Below are 17,602 nucleotides of genomic sequence, written 5' to 3'. Positions count from 1 at the left end.
ATGGCGCGCAGCCGCCGGGACCGCGGTGCCGTTGACACAGCAAGCTAATCGCATTAGCTTTTACCTAAGGATGTTAGCCAAACGCTCTGGAGGGCGTCGTGACCGAATACCTTGCCGTCGACGGTGGCTCGATCGCTTACGAGGTCGCGGGCTCCGGTCCGCTGATCGTCCTCGCGCACGGCATGGGCGACAGCCGTGCCGCGTACAGCGAGGTGGTCCCGGCGCTGGTGGCCGCCGGTCACCGGGTCGCGGCGGTCGACCTGCGGGGCTGCGGCGAGTCCAGCGTCGACTGGCCGGTCTGGAGTCGCACCGCCATCGCCGGCGACCTGCTGGCCGTGATCCGTCACCTGGGCGGCCCGGCCGTGATCGTCGGTCACTCGGTCTCCGGTGGCGCCGCCACCATCGCCGCTGCCCAGGAGCCCTCGCTGGTCACCGGGGTCGTCGAGCTGGCGCCCTTCACCCGCAAGCAGTCGATCGCCCTCGGGGACCTGAAGGTGAAGCGCTTCAGGCAGGGCATGCTGCGGCTTCTCGGCGCGGGGCTGTTCGGCAGCGTGCCCCTCTGGCGCTCGTACCTCGACGTGGCCTACCCGGGTGTGAAGCGGCCGGCTGGGCCGACCGGCTCGGCCGCATCGAGACGATGCTGCGCGAACCGGGCCGGATGAAGGCCATGCAGGGCATGGGCCGCAGCGCCCCGGTCGACGCTGGAGCTCAGCTCGGCAACGTCCGCTGCCCGGTCCTCGTCGTGATGGGCACGCTCGACCCCGACTGGGCCGACCCGCACGGCGAGGGCTCCGCGATCGTCGACGCCCTGCCGTCCGGCCTCGGGCGCCTGGAGATGATCGAGGGTGCCGGGCACTACCCGCACGACCAGTTCCCCGACCAGGTGGTCACGCTCGTGCTCGGCTTCACGCGGACGGACGCCGCCCGTGCCTAGGGCAGGCCTGGACCCGGCGTCGGTGACCGCCGCGGCTGCCGCCCTCGCCGACGAGGTGGGCCTCGGCAGCCTGACGATGGGCCTGCTGGCCGAGAGACTCGGCGTGCGTACCCCGTCCCTGTACAAGCACGTCAGCGGCGTGGAGGACCTCAACAGGCGGATCGCGGAGCTGGCGATGGGCGAGGCCGCCGAGGCCGTCGGCGTCGCGGTGCAGGGATACGCGGGCCGCGACGCCCTGGCGGCCGCCGCCCGCTCCTTCCGCGCCTTCGTCGTGGAGCACCCGGGCCGCTACGCCGCCACGCTCGGCCAGGAACCCTCCGGGCCGGACGACCCGCTGGCCTCCGCGGCGGGCCGGCTGCTCGACGCGTTCACTGCGGTCCTGCGCGGCTACGAGATCGCCGAGCCCGACGTGGACCACGCCCTGCGCACCCTCCGCAGCCTCTTCCACGGGTTCGCCACGTTGCAGGCGGGAGGCGGGTTCCAGTGGAGCGCGGACATCGACGAGAGCCTCGAATGGCTGATCGCCTTCGCCGACCGGGGCCTGCGCGCCGCATGAGAACTCCTGTGCGGAGGAGCGTGGTTACGCCGTCATAGGGTGCTTCGATGAGAGCTATGCATGATCGGGTCAGCGCAGTGATGCAACAGGTGACGTGCCTGCGCGTCGCCACGGCCGGCCTGGCCCTCGCCGTTGTTGCGGGCTGGAGCAGCCTGTTGCTGGTGGTCATGGGGCGCGTGGTCCCCGGGTGGGCGGTGGGTACCGGCCTGTGCCTCGTATCGCTGATCCTCATGGCGGTCCATGTGGTGCGACGCGTTTCGGCTGACGACACGTACCCGCAGGGTCGTCGGGTGCTGCCACGCGTCGCTCTCGCACTTCTGACGGCGGCAGCCGGACTCGGCAGTGCGGCCGGAGCGGTCAGCGACCTCTTGGGGGGAGCGGACTACCGCGTGCTCGAACCCGTAGGCCCCTACGGCTGCACGGCGGTGGTGCGGGAGACCTCCTTTCTGAAGATCAGTGACGGCGTGGTCTACGCGGTGGGCCCCACCGGGGTCGCATGGAGGGAGTCGGGTTCCTGGATGGCCGACGACATTCACCGTCCCGTGGCCGACGGCACGTACGAACTGAGCTGGAACGGGTCCGGCGTCGGCACCTTCCGCGTCCGCGGCACCGCCACCGACCCGATCGTCGCCTCGGATGTGGGACCGCTCGACTGCGGTTGAGGACCAGGGCTCCGCAGGACGTCAGGTTCCCGGTGTGGGGGGCTCGGCGAAGTGGTCGAACTCGCCTGCCATGACGCCCTTGGTGAATGCCTCCCACTTCTGTGCCGTGGTGGTCACGACCGTCCCGGGATCGCCGGTCTCGCGCAGGTGTACGAGCCCTTCGGGGCCGAACGCGATCTCGATCCAGGGCCCGGGTCCTTCGGCGCCCTCGGGTGCGGCGCGGGTCCAGGTGAGGGCCACGGGCTGGTCAGGCACGGTTCCGGGTCTCCTTGACCGCGCGGATCAGGGCCGCCCAGGCGGCCGGGCTCGTCCGGAGTATCGCGCCGCCGGGATCGCCGCTCTCGGTGAGGGCCACGGATCCGTCGTCGGTCGCTACGTGTACACACGAATTGCCTTGGGCGCAGTAGGACGACTTCTGCCATGCGAGTGCGGACATTTCTGATCCCTCACAGATTTCGGGCGACGGTGTGTATGAAGTCGCGTGACTTCTCGGGTGAGAGCGCGATGGCCTCGATCCGGCTCAGCAGGACGCGGTACTTCTGCAACTGCGTCTCCTCGTCAAGGAAGACGGGCCCGTGGGACTGATCCAAGTTGACGCTGTCGAGCTGCGGTACGGCTCCGTGGATGTAGTAGATCGACTGCCCTGAACCGGCGAAGGCTCCGGCTGAGAACGGCAGGACCTGAAGCACGACGTGATCGAGCGTGCTCATCTCCACCAGATGCTCCAGTTGGCGGCGTGTCACCTCGGTTCCGCCGAACTGCATCCGCAGCGCTGCCTCATGGATGACGACGTGCTGAGCGGTCGGGGCACTCCGGAACAGCACGGCCTGTCGTTTGACGCGATACGAGACGCGGTGCTCGATGTCGGGAGGAGACAGCTCCGGGGCGTCCTGGCGGAAGATCTCGCGAGCGTGCTCCGGTGTCTGGAGGAGACCGGGAATGTGGACAGTGACCGCGGTGCGCAGCCGAGCCGCGTGGTGCTCACTCTCCGCGAGGTCCAGAAGCGGCGAGGGCAGGATCTCCCGGTACTCCTCCCACCAGCCGCGCGTACGGTCGGCGGTCATGTCGCAGAGGGCCGCGACCACTTCCGTGTCCGCGTATCGGTAATGGCCGGCCAGCGTGCGGACCCTCTCAGGGCTCACGCCCACGCGCCCGGCTTCCATGTTGCTGATCTGGTTCTGCTTCACGCCCAGCAGTTGGCCTGCCTGTGTCGCGGTCAGACCGGCGCGTTCACGGAGCTTGCGCAGTTCGCAGCCGAGACGCAGTTGGCGGCCTGTCGGATTGGTTCTCATCGATCGGCTCGCCCCCTCGAACGCCTCGTCACCCGGACGAGTGGTAGTTCACTCATTACTCAGCTTTCGGTTAATGCATTATCCAGAACTGGCTACGTTGGACCCAGGCCACCCGCCCGGAAGTACCCCGCTCGACGGAGCGGTCTCGTCACCGGGCCCTGCGACAGCACCTCAACCGCCCCTCCGTGAACGGAGACTTCCATGGTTCTGGCCACCGTAACGCCGCCCTGGGCGTACACCCTCCAACTTCCGCAGGATCCCCGCGGGCCCGGGATCGCCCGGTCGACTCTGCGGACCGTCCTTCGGGTGCACGGGATGCGGGATCTCGTCGACACGGCCGAGCTGTTGGCGAGCGAACTCGTGACCAACGCGTACCGGCACTCCTCGGGTCCGTACTCGCTCCGGATGCGCGGAGCGGGGCGGAACCGGGTGCGGGTCGGGGTGTGGGACAGCAATCCGGAGATTCCGGCTCCGTTCTGCGGCGGAGCCCTGGAGGAGAGAGAGGTCCTGGCCGAGCGGGGGCGCGGACTTCAGCTCGTGCGGCAGTGTGCGGAGAGCTGGGGCGCGTACCCGATCAGGAGCGGACTGCCCGGGCAGGGCGGGAAGGTGCTGTGGGTGGAGTGCGCCTTCCCGCCCTGCCCGGGGCGGGGGCGTCAGCCGGAGTAGCGCGCCTCGAAGGTGCGGAAGCTCTGCTCCTGGCGCCATTCCAGGCGGGCCTTCGGGTTGTTCGCGAGCAGTCGGGCGCAGCGGTCGGACTCCGGCGCCTGGCACTCCCGGGTCAGGCGCCAGCCCTGGCGTACGGGGTCGGGGCGCCACAGGCTGCGTCCCGGCAGGAAGGCGTACTCCAGGGAGGCCCGGGCCAGGTCCTTCAGTTCCGGGTAGCCGAGTCCGTAGGTACGGGCCGCACGCCGGTACTCCTGGCCGATGTCACCTCGCGAGATGCCGGGGTCGTCGGTGGACAGCACGACGGGTACGCCGTACTTCCGGTAGACGGGGAACGGGTGGTCGTCGCCCTCGACCTGGAGGATCTGCGCGTTGCTGGTGAGCGGGACCTCCACGGCGACCTGTCGGCGTGCCATGTCGCGGGCGAGCTTCCGCCAGTCGTCCTCCTCCACGAGGTCGACGCCGTGGCCGATGCGCTCGGCCTGGCCGGTGCGTACGGCGTCGTCGATGTGGAAGGTGAGGTCCTCGGGCTTCACCAGGCCGGGGACGAGCTCGCCCGCGTGCAGGGTGATGTGGGCGTCGGGGTAGACGCCGTGCAGGTAGGCCAGCATCCGCATGTGCAGGCGGTAGTCCCGCAGGGAGATCTCGCCGTCCTCGGGCTGGACCAGGTTCACGGCGACGAACCGCTGGTCGCGTTCGGCGAGGCGGAGACCAAGGGCGATCTGTGTGAAGACGCGTTCCGGGACGCTGTTGCGGGACACCTGGGAGATCCAGCGCACCGTGACCCGGCATGCGGGGCGGGGTTCCGCGGTCGCGCAGCCCGCGGTGTCGCGGAACTCGGCGTCGGCGGTGTCGGCTTCCTTCGTGGCCTCCGTCACCAGCTGGTCCAGCCTGCCGCCGGCCAGCAGCTTGCTGTGCAGGGCGGCCAGGTCCGCGTCCCAGCCCACCTCGGTCGCCAGCTGCCGGGCTCCGGCCGAGGCGGGGCTGACCATGGTCTCCAGGTAGGTCTGGTTCTGCGTGGCGGCGGTGCCCGCGACATCGGCCAGCATCTTCCCGCGGTGCGACGTCGCCGCACCGAACTTCCCGAACGTGGCGAAGAAGTGGTCGTGCCCCGACTCCCCCTGAGGGAAGTCCTGCATGGACCAGGCCCGGACGAGCTTCTGGCGGAACGCGGCATCGGTCAGGGCGTCCGCGGCCGGCCGGGTGCCGGTGGCGCACGGCGGTGCGACGGCGGTCGTCGTGGCGTCGATGCAGAGGTTGTCGTCGGCGGCGAGCTGGATGAGGTACTCGGTCTGCACCGCTCCGGAGAGGTGGTTGTGCAGGTCGCCTCCCTTGGGCAGATCGCGGAAGAAGTTCCCGGGCCGCTGCGGGTGCGCCTCCAGCCACGCTGCGGTGCGGGCCTCGGCGGCGGTGACCGGCCGGGGTGGCGGTACGGCTTCGGGGGCGGCGCCCCTGGCGGTCGGCCCGGCGGGCAGGGATGCGGCCAGGGCCGCTGCGACGAGTCCTGCGGCTGTCAACAACCGTCGGGCCCGCGCTGAGTTGTGGGGTACGGAGATCACGTCTTGCATGATCACGAAGACCGGCCCGCGCGACCCCGGGCCGCGTGGACCGCGCCCCGTAAACCATCCGTCCGGGCGAACTCTCCGCAGGGCCGGTTCAGACGCGCAGTTCGGGCGGGAAGCCGGTCCAGCGGAGCTCCGCCGGGAGGTGACCCATGTCGTTCACCATGACCAGGGCGGCGGGGCGGCCGGGGGTGTACCGGACGACGGTCAGCGCGGCGTTGGCGTGGTTGAGGCCCAGCCAGCGCCATGCGGGGGCGTCGAGGGCGTCGCGCACGAACCAGGCGGCCAGAAAAGCATGGGTCACTACCAGTTCGTGACGTGGCTCGTCGCCGGAGACCACGCCGGTGAACCGTGCCATCGCGGCGCCGGCCAGCTCCGGGCCCCGGTTTCGCTCGTCCTCCGGGAACTGTCGCACGAAGCCGAGGAGCCGGTCCGCGGACTCCTCGGGGAGCTCCTCCCGGCTCGGGACGTACGGGACGTAGTCCCCGGCCTCCTCCGAGACCTGGAGCGGGATGTCCCGGCTCAGCCCCTCGTGGACGAGGCGGGCGGTCTGCGCGGCCCGGGGGAGCGGGCCGTGGTGGACGGCGGAGAGCGGTATGCCACGGAGCCGCTCGCCGAGGAGGGCCGCCTGGCGTCGGCCCCGTTCCGTCAGTTCGGTCTCGTCCTGGGACGCCTCGCCGTGCCGGGCGATGTAGAGGAAACGGGTCGAGGTCCTTGCCGTGGTCATGAGGCCCTTTCGGCTGGTCGGGTGGATGCCGGGGTGGACGGCGTCCTGCCCACCGTCGGTTCCGGGTCGCGCGTTCGGGTGATGTCGGGACCGGGCTGTTCCTTACGGGGCCGGGGGTCCGGCTCACGCCGGGCCGAGTGCCCGGCGTGTCGGGTGTGCGGCCTTTGGGACAGTGCCGCTCCGTGATCGAGGAACGGGGTGAGCGGGCATGACTGGCGTGCGCGGGCGGAATGACGGGACGGCACCGCCGTCGGGCGGGGACGGCTGTGGGCAGAGGCTGAAGCACAGCGACGGACCGTGGCTGCGTGCCGCCGGCGGTGCGGACGAGCTGAAGACGCATCTGGCGCCGGTGCAGCAGGAGTTGAGCCTGGCGCATCAGGGGCTCATGTCCGGAGCGGGCCGGTTGACCGCCCTTGCGGAGCTGGCGGCTGTACGGGAGTCCTGGGAGCGGCGCATCCAGGTGGCGCAGGGGGAGTGCGGCAGCCTGGCGGACAAGCTGCGCGATGTCGCACGTGTCCAGGGCGGCACGAACGAGGCCGTCAGGTCCTCCTTCACCTCGGTGCGGGTGTGCGAGGGGGACGAGCGGTGACGCCGATGCCGACGCCTACGTTGACCTGGGCGCAGTTACGCGACGTGAAGTGCGCCGAGTTGGAGGGTGCCGCCGACGGGTGGGGCAGGTCGAGCAACCGGGCCGACGTGGCGCGGGACCGCATCGAGCAGCAACTGCTCACCGGGCTCCGGGACACGCAGGAGGGCGAGGCGGCGCAGGCGGCGGTTGCCCGACTGCGGCAGCTGGGGCGCAACTTCCAGTACGTGTACACGGAGTGCGGGCTGCTCCGTACGACGCTGAACTCCCTGGCCCATGAGATGAGGACCCAGCAGCGGGCACTGACGGAGGCGCTGGAGGACGCGGCCGCGCTGAAGTTCACGGTGCACGCGAACGGGTCGGTCACCTACCCGGCGGGAGGCGAGGGACTCGTCGACGGGGCGCCGCTGCGGGGTGGTACCGCGTCGTCGGGCGGGGCCACGGGGCTGACGCCGCCTTCGGGCCTGGTCGCGCCGAACCCCCACGCGGCCAAGGCGCAGGACATCGCGGACCGGTTGTGCGGGGCGGTGCGTTCGGCGGCCGAGATCGACTGGCGGTACGCGGGGATCCTGCGCCGTCTGAAGGCGGAGGAGGGCCTGAAGGTCCCGGCCTCCACCTGGAAGGACGCCGCCGGCGACGCGGCGGAGGTGCGGGACGCGGCGGGGGCGTACCTGAAGGACGCCATCCCGCACGACGCGTCTCCTGAGGCGCGGCGCGACTGGTGGGCGGGGCTGACCCAGGAGCAGCGGGAGGAGTACCTCGCGGTGTACCCGGACCAGATCGGGAACCTGGACGGAATCCCCGCCCTGGTCCGCGACGCGGCCAACCGGGACAACCTTCAGCTGCTGATCGGCAAGCTGGAGGGACGAGACGACGAGAGGTCGATGACGCAGCTCGCGGGACTGCGGGAGATCGACCGGCAGTTGGGGGCCGCACCCAAGCCCGGAGAGCCGCCCATGTTGCTCTTGGGCATCAGTGATGAGGGGAATGGGCGAGCGATCGTCTCCTACGGAAACCCGGATACGTCGAAGAACGTGGCTACTTATGTGCCGGGGCTGAATACTTCGCTGGACGAGGATTTCGCGGAGGGTGACCTGAAGCGAGCGCGTGACACCGCGATTGGCGCCCGGTATCACGACCCCTCCAGTGCGGCAATTGCCTGGCTCGGTTACGACGCGCCACAGATAATTGATGGCTTCAGTAGTTTGGCGGTGGCAGGTGATGCTCGTGCAGAGAATGGTGGAGCGCGCTTCAGTGAATTTACCGCAGGGCTCTCCGCGACGAACGAAAATGATGACCCTCACTTCACGGCCATCGGGCATTCGTACGGCTCTCGAACTGTAGGTGCGGCTGCGCAGCAAGAAGGCGGAATCGCTGGGGTTGATGACATCGTGTTGGTTGGAAGTCCAGGGGTGGGTGTTGATCGTGCCGAGGACCTCGGCGTGGGGAAGGACCATGTGTTCGTCGGTTCGGCCGAGAACGACGTAGTGACAAAGATGCCATCCAAGCAGCAGGTGGCGGCCGGAGCCATGGCATCTCTGTCCGGTCCCTTCATCTATGTCGTGGGAGACGTCGCCGACCAAGGCGACGACGACCTTTGGTTCGGTAAGGACCCGGCAAGTGAGGCGTTCGGCGCCAAACGTTTCCCCGTGGATGATGGTCCAAGATTCATTGGTGGCGGGGGAGTCTCAATTGACGCACACTCTCAATACTTTGACCCGGTTCGGGATCCGGCATCGGCAAATAGCATTGCCCTTATCGCGGCAGGACGGTCCGGGAAGGTCAAATCTGAGGAGTACCGGTGATTCACTCACTCCGTTACGCAACTGCCGTTGCAATGGTATTTATCGCTCTGACGGGTTGCTCGCGCAGTCCTGCGTCATCTGCGGGGAATGAGAGGTCTGAGATGGACATGCAGGAGGCAGCGAATCGCGCTGACAAGATGCTGGACGAGATGTTCGATCAAATTCAACCGGAGGTGCGGTGGACCCACGGGCCCACCACTGCCGGCAGTTGCGACGTAACCAGAAGGCGTGCCGTCATGACCATCGTTTCCCCGGAACGCAGAGGAAACTTCTTGGGCGTGGTTGATCGTGCCTGGCGGGCCAGTGGATACCGGATGAAATCCATCAACAACGATCCGGACGTTCCGGCGATCTTTGCCCAGACCAAGGACGGGTTCGGCGTCAGCATGATCGTCGGGGGCGAGGGGCAGGTGTTCTTCGAGGTCGACACCCCCTGTGTCGAAGAGTCCGAGGTAGCCGAATCCACCACCCAGGCCACCGCGCCCACCTACGAGGGCATGGAGAACATCCCCCGCCCCAACATCCGCTCTCCCTTCTGGTCCGCCGGCGCCCCCTGACCCTTCGCGGCCGCCCCTGACGCCCCCTCATGCACCCATCCACCCGTACACACCAGCGAATCGTGCGGTGAAGCGCGCCCGAATGGGGGATGGTTGGGGAGTGCGGAAATACTGGGTGTTCGTCGGCGGTGGGATCGGGCTGGGCCTGTGCTTCATCGCCCTGCTCGTCGTCGGGACGTACTCCGCCGCCGCCGGGATCGCCGGGGCGAGCGGGGCCGTCGGGCTGGCCAAGGGGGCGGTGCCCGCGCGGTACCAGCCACTCGTGGAGAAGTGGGGCAATCTCTGTCCCGCCATCAACCCCGCCCTCCTGGCCGCACAGTTGTACCAGGAGAGCGGCTGGAACCCGCGCGCCCAGAGCCACGCCGCCGCGCAGGGCATCGCGCAGTTCATCCCCGGTACCTGGGCCTCGCACGGCATCGACGGGGACAACGACGGGGACCGTGACGTCTGGGACCCGGCCGACGCGATCCCGTCCGCCGCGTCCTACGACTGCGAACTGGCCGGTTACGTCAAGAAGGTGCCGGGCGACCCGACCGACAACATGCTCGCCGCCTACAACGCGGGCGCCTACCGGGTGATCCAGTCGGGCGGGGTGCCCTCCATCAGCGAGACGCAGAACTACGTCAAGATCATCCGGTCCCTGGAGAAGAGCTTCGCCAAGCCTGTCGGCAGGGTGCAGCCCTCGCAGCAGGCGGCCGGGGCGATCTACTTCGCGCAGAAGAAGCTGGGCACTCCCTACCTCTGGGGTGGGAACGGGACGGCCGACCAGGGTGGCAGGTTCGACTGTTCGGGGCTGACGCAGGCCGCGTACCGGACGGTCGACATCGAGCTGCCCCGGGTTGCCAACGACCAGTACAACGCGGGGGCGCACCCTGCCCGGGACGAGCTCCTCCCCGGCGACCTGGTGTTCTTCTCGGACGACCTCGAGAACTCACGGGCCATCCGGCACGTGGGGCTCTATGTCGGAGGGGGGTACATGATCAACGCTCCGTACACCGGTGCGGTGATCCGGTTCGACAAGATCGACACCCCTGACTATTTCGGTGCGACAAGGGTCACGAAGGACGGTGCCGCGGCGCTTCCGACAGCGCTCCCGGAGAGCTGACGCCCGGTCGTCCGTGGCCGGAACTCTCCGTGAAGCCTGGGCCCTGAGCTGCGACGATGAGTCACTCTTCGATAACGTCATGGTGATCATTCGGTGGAGAACGGAACGTCCGTCGCTGACAGGTCGTTCCCTGGACCGGGACAGCATGCGCACATGACCATGCGTGACTGCCCGGACCGGTCGGGCGTGACGGCATGATGGCGTGACGCGGCAGTGAATCCGCACCGACCACGGGGGTCAGACCAGGGCGACGCACGCTTGTGCGTCGCGGCAGCAGACAAGGCAAGGGGCCGCGGCAGATGGCTGGACTCGCACTCGATGGGTCGAACCCCGATGTCAGCCTGCTCTACGACATCAATGGGCTGGCGAAGGCCGCTCCGACCTGGTTCGACCGGGTCATGGAGTTCGTCGGTGAGTTCGGGATCATGTTCGCCATGGTCCTGGCGGTCCTGTGGTGCTGGTGGAGCGTGCGCCGACGCGGGACGATCGAGGACTCGGTGACGGCGGTCGCCGGGCTGGTGTGGGCGCCTCTCGCCGCCGGGATCGCGTTGCTGATCAACATCCCGATCCGGGGCTTCGTGGAGAGGCCGCGTCCGTTCCTCGACCACGAGGGGCTCGAGGTCCTGGTGCAGGGCAAGACGGACTTCTCCTTCGTGAGTGACCACGCGACGATGGCGATGGCGATCGCGGTGGGGCTCTTCGTGGCCAACAGGAAGTTCGGCCTGGTGGCGATCGGGCTGGCGATCCTCGAAGGCTTCTGCCGTGTCTACATGGGCGTGCACTATCCGACCGACGTGATCGGCGGCCTGGCCCTCGGTACGGCCGTGGCACTGCTGCTCGCCCCGCTCGCGATGATGCTGCTGACACCTCTGGTGGGCGCCGTGGCCCGCACCGGGGCGACCGGTTGGCTCGTCCGCGCGGGCGGTGCGACCGCCGTCCTGGACGGGCGGGGTGAGTCGCGCGGGATTCCTGAGCCGAGCCGGGGTCCCGGCCGTGGCGGCGCGCCGGACGAGAAGGATCTCGCCGCGTAGAACGCGCAGTTCGCCGACGTGAGGGCGACGTGAGGGGGTGTCCCGTGGGACGCCCCCTCACGCATGTTCCGAGAATTGGCTGATTTCTTTCGTTCCGCCATCGCTCCTTCGGTGACGGGGCATCATGTGCGGGGACCGCGGGGGTGGTGCGTGTGGCCGGTCGGCGGCCGTCAAGGCAGGAAGTCAACCGGCGGCGCGAGCGCACGGGGTTCGTGGGGCGTCGCGGTGAGCTGGCGGTGTTCCGGGAGACGTTCGCCCGTGACCCTGAGGAAGCCGACTTCCCGTATCTCTTCCACGTGCGGGGCAACGGCGGTGTGGGGAAGTCGACCCTGGTGCGGCAGTGGGAGTCCACGGCTCGCGAGCAGGCCTCCGTCGTCACGGCGTACGTGGACGACGAGGTGCACGACGCGATCGAGGCCATGGAGGCCGTCAGCGCCGGGCTCGGCCGGCAGGGGCATCCTCTGAAGAGGTTCGACAAGCAGCTGACCACCTATCGGCAGCGCAGGCACCAGGCCGAGAGCGCTGCTTCCGCCCCGCAGCCAGGACCGGGTGAGCCGGGAGCGGCGGTACCTTCGCCGTCCAGCACGGTGGTGGCCCAGATGGGCCTTGCCGGGCTGGGAGCGCTGGTGCCCGGGGCCGCGTTGTTCACCGGGGCCGTCGATTCGCAACAGGTGGCACTGGGCGCGGACCGGGTGCGGGCGATGCTCAACACGCGCCTGCGCAGCCACGACGATGTGCAGCTGGTGATGAACCCGCTCACGGGTCTCGCCCCCGTCTTCCTCGACGACCTGGCGGACGTCGCCGAACGGTGCGAGCGGGTGGTGCTGTTCTTCGACGTGTACGAGAGGACCGGGCCGGTCCTGGACACCTGGCTGCGGGCCATCGCCTTCGGGGACGAATACGGCAGCCTGCCCGTCAACGTGCAGATCGTGCTGGCCGGACAACTGCGCCTGGACACCCGGGTCTGGGGCGATCACCTCGGCCAGGTCACCGAGGTGACCCTGGAGGTCTTCTCCGAGGAGGAGGCCCGGACGCTGCTCTCCACCCACGGGGTCACCGACGAACCCAGCGTCGAACTGGTACTGCGCCTGTCCGGACGGCTTCCGCTGCTCGTCGACATGCTGGCCCGGAGCGATCCGGGTGGCGGCGCGGCCATGGGCGACCCCTCCGAGACGGCGGTCGAGAGATTCCTGAAGTGGGAGCCCGACCCGGAGCGCCGCGAGGCCGCCCTGGCCTGTGCGCTGCCCCTGCAGACCGACGAGGACATCTACCGTGCGGTCGTCCCGGAGTCCGCGGCCGGCAGCTACGCGTGGCTGCGCGGCCTGGCCTTCGTCTCTCCCCAGGCCGGCCGCTGCCGCTACCACGACGTCGTACGCGCCGCGATGCTGCGGCTCCAGCGGACCCGGTCACCCGCCCGCTGGCAGCAGGCACACACCCGGCTGGGCGATGTGTTCCGGCAGCGGCGGCTCGCAGTGGAGGCGGACCTCGGCACCGACCCCGAGGAGCTCTGGAAGGAAGCCGTCTGGCGGGAGCACCGGCTGAACGAGACGTACCACCGGCTGTGCGCGAATCCTCGTACCGCCCTTCCCGACGCCCTCCGCCAGAGTGCCTACGCCATCGGTCTCGACGTCGCCACGCTGCGTCGCTGGGCCCAGATCCTCGGCGGCGCCGGGCTCGACACCGACGCGGCGGCCCTGGTCTCGTGGGGGGAGCGGCTGGAGGCCGCGGCGGAGCAGGAGCAGCCGGGTGCGGTCGTGCTGACCCTGCTGCTGAACGCATCCGAACTCGACGCCGCCGGAAGGGCCTTGGCCTACACCGTCCGTGCCGAGGAACACCGGCACGTGGGCGATGCAGGGAGCTCGCTGGCGGACTGCGAGGCAGCGGTCGCCCTCACACCGGACGCGGCCCGCCCCCATGCGGGGCTGGGTGAGACCTACCGGGTACTGGGCCGTTACGAGGAAGCGGTCGCCTCCTGCACCCGTGCGGTGGAGATCGACCCGGGATACGCCCTGGCGTTCGGCAGCCGAGGCGATGCCTACCGGAACCTGGGCCGTCACGACGAGGCCTTCGCCGATTTCGCCCGTGCCATCGAGATCGACCTGCGGTACGCCTGGGCGTACGCCAGCCGTGCGCGGGTGCACGAGGCTCTGGAGCGGCACGAGGAGGCGCTGGCCGACTACGACCGTGCGCTGGAGATCGACCCGTCGTACGAGTGGGCCATCGGTAGCCGTGCCCAGCTCTTCGAGCGGATGGGCTCGTACGGGGAGGCGCTGGCGGACTACGACCGTGCCGTGGAGATCGACCCGCAGTACGCCTGGGCATACGGCAGCCGTGCGCGGGTGCACGAGGCTCTGGAGAGGCAGGGGGAGGCGCTGGCCGACTACGACCGTGCCGTGGAGATCGACCCGCAGTACGCCTGGGCCGTCGGGGGCAGGGCGCGGCTCAAGAAGGACATGGGCAGGTTGCAGGAGGCCGTGGCCGACTACTCCCGGGCCGTCGAGATCCTGCCCGACTACGCCTGGGCCTTTCAGGGCCGGGCACAGGCGTACGTCGCACTCGGCCGCCCTGACGAGGCCCTGGCCGACTTCACCCGTGCCCTCGACCTGCGACCTGGGTACGGCTGGGCCCTGGGCAGCCGTGGTGAGCTTTACGAGAGGCTGGGCCGCCACGAGGAAGCGGCGGCCGATTTCACCCGGGCCATCGAGATCGATCCGACCTCGGACTGGGCCCTGAGCGCCCGGTCCCGGGTGTATCTGCGCCTGGGCAGGCACGAGGACGCCCTCGCCGACTGTGCCCGGACCGTCGAGATCGATCCGCAGGACGGCTGGAACCGGATGCTGTACGGCGTGGTGCTGCGGGCGGCGGGTGAGACCACGGGAGCGGAGGCGCGCTTCGCGGACGCCCTGCGCCTGTTCACCGCAGCCGCTGCGGGCACAGGGGACGCGGCTGTGGAGGCCCATCAGGGCCTGCTCCTCCTCCACTGCGCCCTGCTCGACCCCGACAGGGCGGCCGCCGTGTGCGAGGCGCTGATCGCGCTCGGCCCCGGCGGGGATCCGATCAGGGAGACCATCGAGGACCTGTCGCTTCTTCGCACGCTCAGTCCCGAAGCGGGGCCGGGCATCGAGCCGGTCACGCGGAGGCTGCGGGAGACGCTTCGGCACCGTTGACAGCGGATCTCGGCCCGGGGACGCATGATTCGCGCCCGTGCCGCCCGCGCCCGACCTCCGGCGCCAACTCCTAGCCCCGCTCCTCCGGCGCCCCGAGGTGCTCCTGGGCATCGGTGCGGGCCCGGTCCCGGGAGCGTCTGGCGGCGCCCGACCAGCCGCAGCTGCAGCGTGCCAGGCAGAACGAGCCCCGTTCCACGGTCGTGGTGGTGTGTTCCGGAGAGGGGCTGTGGACGGGGGAGTCCGAGGGGTCCTGATACACGCGTCCACGGTACCGGGGACGCCGTGCGACGGGCAGCGAGTGGGCCGATCGGCTGCCGTGAGGGGGCCCATGGCGTGACGGGGCGCCCCGGCCGTCGTTAGGCGGGACGGGCGGGAACTCGGTCAGGTGTACGTCGTTGGGGGTTGGCAGGCGATGGTGGTGCGACAGCACAGGTGCGGAGGCGGGGCACTGGCGCTGTGCGCCCTGGCTGTCGCCGGCGTGATGACGGTGGGCAGCGGGTGCTCCGATCCGGGCGGTGACGGCGGTGACGGGGCCGGTCGGCGGGCGGTCGCCCTGGACGACCCGGCCGGCACGCCCGTGGCCGTGGTCCGGCGGGCGGCCGAGGAACTGGCCGGTGCGGGAAGCGCCGAGACGCGTACGTCGATGGAGACGGCGGCCGGCGGTACCCGGGTGACGATCCGGGGCGAGGGGGCGTACGACTTCCGGAGACAGCTGGGGCGGATCAGGGTCGTCCTGCCGAAGGACGCCACGGGGTCCCACGAGCACCGGCCGATCACGGAACTGCTGGCGCCCGGTGCGCTGTACATGAAGAACCGGGGTGCCGGGGTGCCCGCCGGCAAATGGGTGCGGATCGACACGACCACCCTGGAGGACGGCAATCTGGTCACCGGTGGTGTGACCGATCCGATGGCCTCCGCCGAGCTGCTGCGCGGCGCGGACGAGGTGCGTTACGTCGGGAGGACGGAGCTGGCCGGGGTCACGGTCCGGCACTACCGGGGGGTCGCGGACATCGGACGGGCGGCGCGGGCGGCCTCGCCGTCCTCGCGCGGGGCCCTCGACGCGGCGGCGAAAGGGTTCAGCACGGACTCGGTGCCCTTCGACGCGTATCTGGACGACGAGGGGCTGTTGCGGAAGGTGCGCCACCGCTTCACCTTCGCGACCGAGGGGCCGGCGGTGGCGGTGGTCTCGACGATGCTTCTCTACGGCTTCGGGGCGCCGGTCTCCGTGCAGCTGCCGCCCGAGACGGACATCTACACGGGGCAGGTCGAGCAGGGGCGGAGCGGCCCGGAAGCGCCGTAGGGAGGGGGCCGAAATGGTCCGTCCGTGCCATGCGCGGCGTGTGCCGCGCTCCCTACGCTAGGGAGTCGGTGCGCCAGGAATCGGCGACAGCAGAGAGAGGTGACGCAGGTGGTGACGCTCAGCGCTCCGAACGCTCAGGACGGTGTGGCCCTCGCCGAGATCGAACTGTGCGCCGAACTCATGATCGCGGCGGCCGACGCGCTCGAGGACCGGCTCAGTCCGGACCGTATCGACGAGGTGCTGAACGTCAGGGCGGATGCGCCCGAGTCGGCCCCTACGATTCCCCGGCAGGCCCGCCACCGGGGATGATCCGCCCCTGGCCACGCCGCTGTCAGGGTCAACGCCGCCGTCCCTGTGTGTGTCGCCGTCCCTGCGCCTGTCGCGTCCCCTGCCCGCGCCACCGTCTGCGCGCACGTCATGTACGCAGGAGGCGGGCGATCGCCTTGGTGGCCTCCTCGACCTTCGCGTCGATCTCCTTGCCGCCCTTGAGCGCGGCGTCCGCGACACAGTGGCGCAGATGCTCCTCCAGCAGCTGGAGCGCGAAGGACTGCAGGGCCTTCGTGGACGCCGAGACCTGGGTGAGTATGTCGATGCAGTAGACGTCCTCGTCCACCATCCGCTGGAGGCCGCGGATCTGGCCCTCGATGCGGCGAAGGCGCTTGAGGTGCTCCTCCTTCTGGTGGTGGTAGCCGTGGATTCCGCGGTCGTGGTCGGTGACGACCGCGTCCGTGCCGACCGCGTCCGTACCGGCTGTGCCCGTACCGACCGCGTCCGTACCGGCCGTGTCGGCGGCCTCGGTGGTGGTCATGGGGTCCTCCCGTTGTCCTCTTGGCCTGCGGTGCGCGTGCCGTTCTGTGCCGTCTGCATACCCCTGCCGGGTATATCGTACCGAATCGAGCCGAAACGTGACCGGGGGGCCGTGCTGATCACTGTGCCCGATGCGCGACACTGAAGAACGCCGGTTAGCCGTGGCCGGATGATGCGCCTAGCATCAGCCTGACCGAATCCAAAGCACCCCGAGGACCCCACGTGCGCTTTCGTCTGACCCCCAGGGAGACGAGCTTCTACGACATGTTTTCCGCATCCGCGGACAACATCGTCACGGGCTCGAAACTCCTCATGGAACTGCTCGGGGCGGATTCTGCCTCCCGAGTCGAGATCGCGGAGCGTATGCGGGCAGCGGAGCACGCGGGGGACGATGCCACCCACGCGATCTTCCACCAGCTGAACTCCTCCTTCATCACGCCGTTCGACCGCGAGGACATCTACAACCTCGCGTCGTCGCTCGACGACATCATGGACTTCATGGAGGAGGCCGTCGACCTGGTCGTCCTGTACCAGGTCGACGAGCTCCCCAAGGGTGTCGAGCAGCAGATCGAGGTCCTGGCCAGGGCGGCGGAACTGACCGCCGAGGCCATGCCGAGTCTGCGGACCATGGAGAACCTCACCGAGTACTGGATCGAGGTCAACCGTCTGGAGAACCAGGCCGACCAGATCCACCGCAAGCTGCTGGCCCAGCTCTTCAACGGCAAGTACGACGCCATGGAAGTGCTGAAGCTCAAGCAGATCGTGGATGTGCTGGAAGAGGCGGCTGACGCGTTCGAGCACGTCGCCAACACCGTGGAGACCATCGCGGTCAAGGAGTCCTGAACCTC

19 protein-coding genes and 1 pseudogene are annotated in these 17,602 nt (G+C 69.6%); 13 read left to right on the top strand and 7 right to left on the bottom strand.

Annotation, left to right across the window (positions count from 1 at the left end):
* The first annotated feature begins 98 nt into the window (after window positions 1-98).
* From P8A20_RS16700 to P8A20_RS16690, 3 genes and pseudogenes are all read left to right on the top strand, one after another.
* Window positions 99-934 (top strand): annotated as a pseudogene (locus P8A20_RS16700) (alpha/beta fold hydrolase).
* A 22-nt stretch (window positions 935-956) separates the two neighbouring features.
* Window positions 957-1,490 (top strand): TetR/AcrR family transcriptional regulator, encoded by a 534-nt coding sequence (locus tag P8A20_RS16695; RefSeq protein WP_306105159.1) that lies wholly within the window; start codon window positions 957-959, stop codon window positions 1,488-1,490.
* 56 nt (window positions 1,491-1,546) lie between these two features.
* Complete coding sequence (locus tag P8A20_RS16690) at window positions 1,547-2,152, top strand: hypothetical protein (protein WP_306103764.1); 606 nt, start codon at window positions 1,547-1,549, stop codon at window positions 2,150-2,152.
* A 21-nt stretch (window positions 2,153-2,173) separates the two neighbouring features.
* Here the strand turns inward: P8A20_RS16690 and P8A20_RS16685 are convergent, their stop codons facing one another.
* Genes P8A20_RS16685 through P8A20_RS16675 form a run of 3 tightly spaced genes read right to left on the bottom strand, consistent with a single transcriptional unit; the run spans window position 2,174 to window position 3,444 of the window.
* Complete coding sequence (locus tag P8A20_RS16685; protein WP_306103763.1) at window positions 2,174-2,407, bottom strand: DUF397 domain-containing protein; 234 nt, start codon at window positions 2,405-2,407, stop codon at window positions 2,174-2,176.
* Window positions 2,400-2,588 carry a DUF397 domain-containing protein gene (locus P8A20_RS16680; RefSeq protein WP_306103762.1) on the bottom strand — a complete coding sequence of 63 codons (189 nt, stop codon included), beginning with the start codon at window positions 2,586-2,588 and terminating at the stop codon, window positions 2,400-2,402. Before P8A20_RS16680 ends, P8A20_RS16685 begins: the two co-directional genes overlap by 8 nt.
* Before the next feature lie 10 nt (window positions 2,589-2,598).
* Window positions 2,599-3,444 carry a helix-turn-helix domain-containing protein gene (locus tag P8A20_RS16675; RefSeq protein ID WP_147961053.1) on the bottom strand — a complete coding sequence of 282 codons (846 nt, stop codon included), beginning with the start codon at window positions 3,442-3,444 and terminating at the stop codon, window positions 2,599-2,601.
* A 201-nt stretch (window positions 3,445-3,645) separates the two neighbouring features.
* Here P8A20_RS16675 and P8A20_RS16670 point away from each other — a divergent pair, with 201 nt between their 5' ends.
* Window positions 3,646-4,110, top strand: coding sequence for an ATP-binding protein (locus tag P8A20_RS16670; protein WP_147961054.1), 465 nt, complete (start codon window positions 3,646-3,648; stop codon window positions 4,108-4,110).
* Here the strand turns inward: P8A20_RS16670 and P8A20_RS16665 are convergent.
* Both P8A20_RS16665 and P8A20_RS16660 read right to left on the bottom strand, forming a co-directional pair.
* Window positions 4,098-5,675, bottom strand: coding sequence for an adenosine deaminase family protein (locus P8A20_RS16665; RefSeq protein WP_306103761.1), 1,578 nt, complete (start codon window positions 5,673-5,675; stop codon window positions 4,098-4,100). The genes P8A20_RS16670 and P8A20_RS16665 overlap by 13 nt on opposite strands.
* An 88-nt stretch (window positions 5,676-5,763) precedes the next feature.
* Window positions 5,764-6,396, bottom strand: coding sequence for a histidine phosphatase family protein (locus tag P8A20_RS16660; protein WP_306103760.1), 633 nt, complete (start codon window positions 6,394-6,396; stop codon window positions 5,764-5,766).
* A 208-nt stretch (window positions 6,397-6,604) separates the two neighbouring features.
* Between P8A20_RS16660 and P8A20_RS16655 the strand changes: the two genes are divergently transcribed.
* From P8A20_RS16655 to P8A20_RS16630, 6 genes are all read left to right on the top strand, one after another.
* On the top strand, window positions 6,605-6,985 hold the full coding sequence (locus tag P8A20_RS16655) for a hypothetical protein (RefSeq protein ID WP_147961056.1): 381 nt from the start codon (window positions 6,605-6,607) through the stop codon (window positions 6,983-6,985).
* Window positions 6,986-6,990: 5 nt separating this feature from the next.
* Window positions 6,991-8,787 (top strand): alpha/beta hydrolase, encoded by a 1,797-nt coding sequence (locus P8A20_RS16650; RefSeq protein WP_306105158.1) that lies wholly within the window; start codon window positions 6,991-6,993, stop codon window positions 8,785-8,787.
* A gap of 101 nt (window positions 8,788-8,888) precedes the next feature.
* Complete coding sequence (locus P8A20_RS16645) at window positions 8,889-9,344, top strand: hypothetical protein (RefSeq protein ID WP_306103759.1); 456 nt, start codon at window positions 8,889-8,891, stop codon at window positions 9,342-9,344.
* 115 nt (window positions 9,345-9,459) lie between these two features.
* Window positions 9,460-10,449, top strand: a complete 990-nt coding sequence (locus P8A20_RS16640) for a bifunctional lytic transglycosylase/C40 family peptidase (RefSeq protein ID WP_306105157.1) — start codon at window positions 9,460-9,462, stop codon at window positions 10,447-10,449.
* A gap of 299 nt (window positions 10,450-10,748) precedes the next feature.
* The gene (locus tag P8A20_RS16635; protein WP_147958441.1) at window positions 10,749-11,480 is read left to right on the top strand and encodes a phosphatase PAP2 family protein; all 732 of its coding nucleotides are present in this window, start codon (window positions 10,749-10,751) and stop codon (window positions 11,478-11,480) included.
* 212 nt (window positions 11,481-11,692) lie between these two features.
* Window positions 11,693-14,647, top strand: coding sequence for a tetratricopeptide repeat protein (locus P8A20_RS16630; RefSeq protein ID WP_306103758.1), 2,955 nt, complete (start codon window positions 11,693-11,695; stop codon window positions 14,645-14,647).
* 70 nt (window positions 14,648-14,717) lie between these two features.
* Here the strand turns inward: P8A20_RS16630 and P8A20_RS16625 are convergent, their stop codons facing one another.
* Window positions 14,718-14,906, bottom strand: coding sequence for a hypothetical protein (locus P8A20_RS16625; protein WP_147958440.1), 189 nt, complete (start codon window positions 14,904-14,906; stop codon window positions 14,718-14,720).
* A gap of 153 nt (window positions 14,907-15,059) precedes the next feature.
* Here P8A20_RS16625 and P8A20_RS16620 point away from each other — a divergent pair, with 153 nt between their 5' ends.
* Together P8A20_RS16620 and P8A20_RS16615 are read left to right on the top strand one after the other, a co-directional pair.
* The gene (locus tag P8A20_RS16620) at window positions 15,060-15,947 is read left to right on the top strand and encodes an SCO4651 family lipoprotein (RefSeq protein WP_187282088.1); all 888 of its coding nucleotides are present in this window, start codon (window positions 15,060-15,062) and stop codon (window positions 15,945-15,947) included.
* A gap of 99 nt (window positions 15,948-16,046) precedes the next feature.
* Window positions 16,047-16,256, top strand: a complete 210-nt coding sequence (locus P8A20_RS16615; RefSeq protein ID WP_187282087.1) for a hypothetical protein — start codon at window positions 16,047-16,049, stop codon at window positions 16,254-16,256.
* 106 nt (window positions 16,257-16,362) lie between these two features.
* Here P8A20_RS16615 and P8A20_RS16610 read toward each other — a convergent pair whose 3' ends face one another.
* Window positions 16,363-16,755 carry a metal-sensitive transcriptional regulator gene (locus P8A20_RS16610; protein WP_306103757.1) on the bottom strand — a complete coding sequence of 131 codons (393 nt, stop codon included), beginning with the start codon at window positions 16,753-16,755 and terminating at the stop codon, window positions 16,363-16,365.
* A gap of 221 nt (window positions 16,756-16,976) precedes the next feature.
* On the opposite strand from P8A20_RS16610, the gene P8A20_RS16605 reads away from it, so the two are divergent.
* Window positions 16,977-17,597, top strand: coding sequence for a DUF47 domain-containing protein (locus P8A20_RS16605; protein WP_147958437.1), 621 nt, complete (start codon window positions 16,977-16,979; stop codon window positions 17,595-17,597).
* Window positions 17,598-17,602: the final 5 nt, after the last annotated feature.

It is taken from the genome of Streptomyces sp. Alt3 (assembly GCF_030719215.1).
GTDB classification, from domain to species: domain Bacteria; phylum Actinomycetota; class Actinomycetes; order Streptomycetales; family Streptomycetaceae; genus Streptomyces; species Streptomyces glycanivorans.
This window is presented reverse-complemented; position numbering and strand designations above follow the sequence as displayed.

Excerpts from the sequence above, each read along its gene's own strand:
- P8A20_RS16690 (WP_306103764.1), top strand. The coding sequence starts at position 1,547 with ATGCATGATCGGGTCAGCGCAGTGATGCAACAGGTGACGTGCCTGCGC.
- P8A20_RS16680 (WP_306103762.1), bottom strand. The coding sequence starts at position 2,588 with ATGTCCGCACTCGCATGGCAGAAGTCGTCCTACTGCGCCCAAGGCAAT.
- P8A20_RS16675 (WP_147961053.1), bottom strand. The coding sequence starts at position 3,444 with ATGAGAACCAATCCGACAGGCCGCCAACTGCGTCTCGGCTGCGAACTG.
- P8A20_RS16670 (WP_147961054.1), top strand. The coding sequence starts at position 3,646 with ATGGTTCTGGCCACCGTAACGCCGCCCTGGGCGTACACCCTCCAACTT.
- P8A20_RS16665 (WP_306103761.1), bottom strand. The coding sequence starts at position 5,675 with ATGCAAGACGTGATCTCCGTACCCCACAACTCAGCGCGGGCCCGACGG.
- P8A20_RS16660 (WP_306103760.1), bottom strand. The coding sequence starts at position 6,396 with ATGACCACGGCAAGGACCTCGACCCGTTTCCTCTACATCGCCCGGCAC.
- P8A20_RS16655 (WP_147961056.1), top strand. The coding sequence starts at position 6,605 with ATGACTGGCGTGCGCGGGCGGAATGACGGGACGGCACCGCCGTCGGGC.
- P8A20_RS16650 (WP_306105158.1), top strand. The coding sequence starts at position 6,991 with ATGCCGACGCCTACGTTGACCTGGGCGCAGTTACGCGACGTGAAGTGC.
- P8A20_RS16645 (WP_306103759.1), top strand. The coding sequence starts at position 8,889 with ATGGACATGCAGGAGGCAGCGAATCGCGCTGACAAGATGCTGGACGAG.
- P8A20_RS16635 (WP_147958441.1), top strand. The coding sequence starts at position 10,749 with ATGGCTGGACTCGCACTCGATGGGTCGAACCCCGATGTCAGCCTGCTC.
- P8A20_RS16620 (WP_187282088.1), top strand. The coding sequence starts at position 15,060 with ATGGTGGTGCGACAGCACAGGTGCGGAGGCGGGGCACTGGCGCTGTGC.
- P8A20_RS16610 (WP_306103757.1), bottom strand. The coding sequence starts at position 16,755 with ATGACCACCACCGAGGCCGCCGACACGGCCGGTACGGACGCGGTCGGT.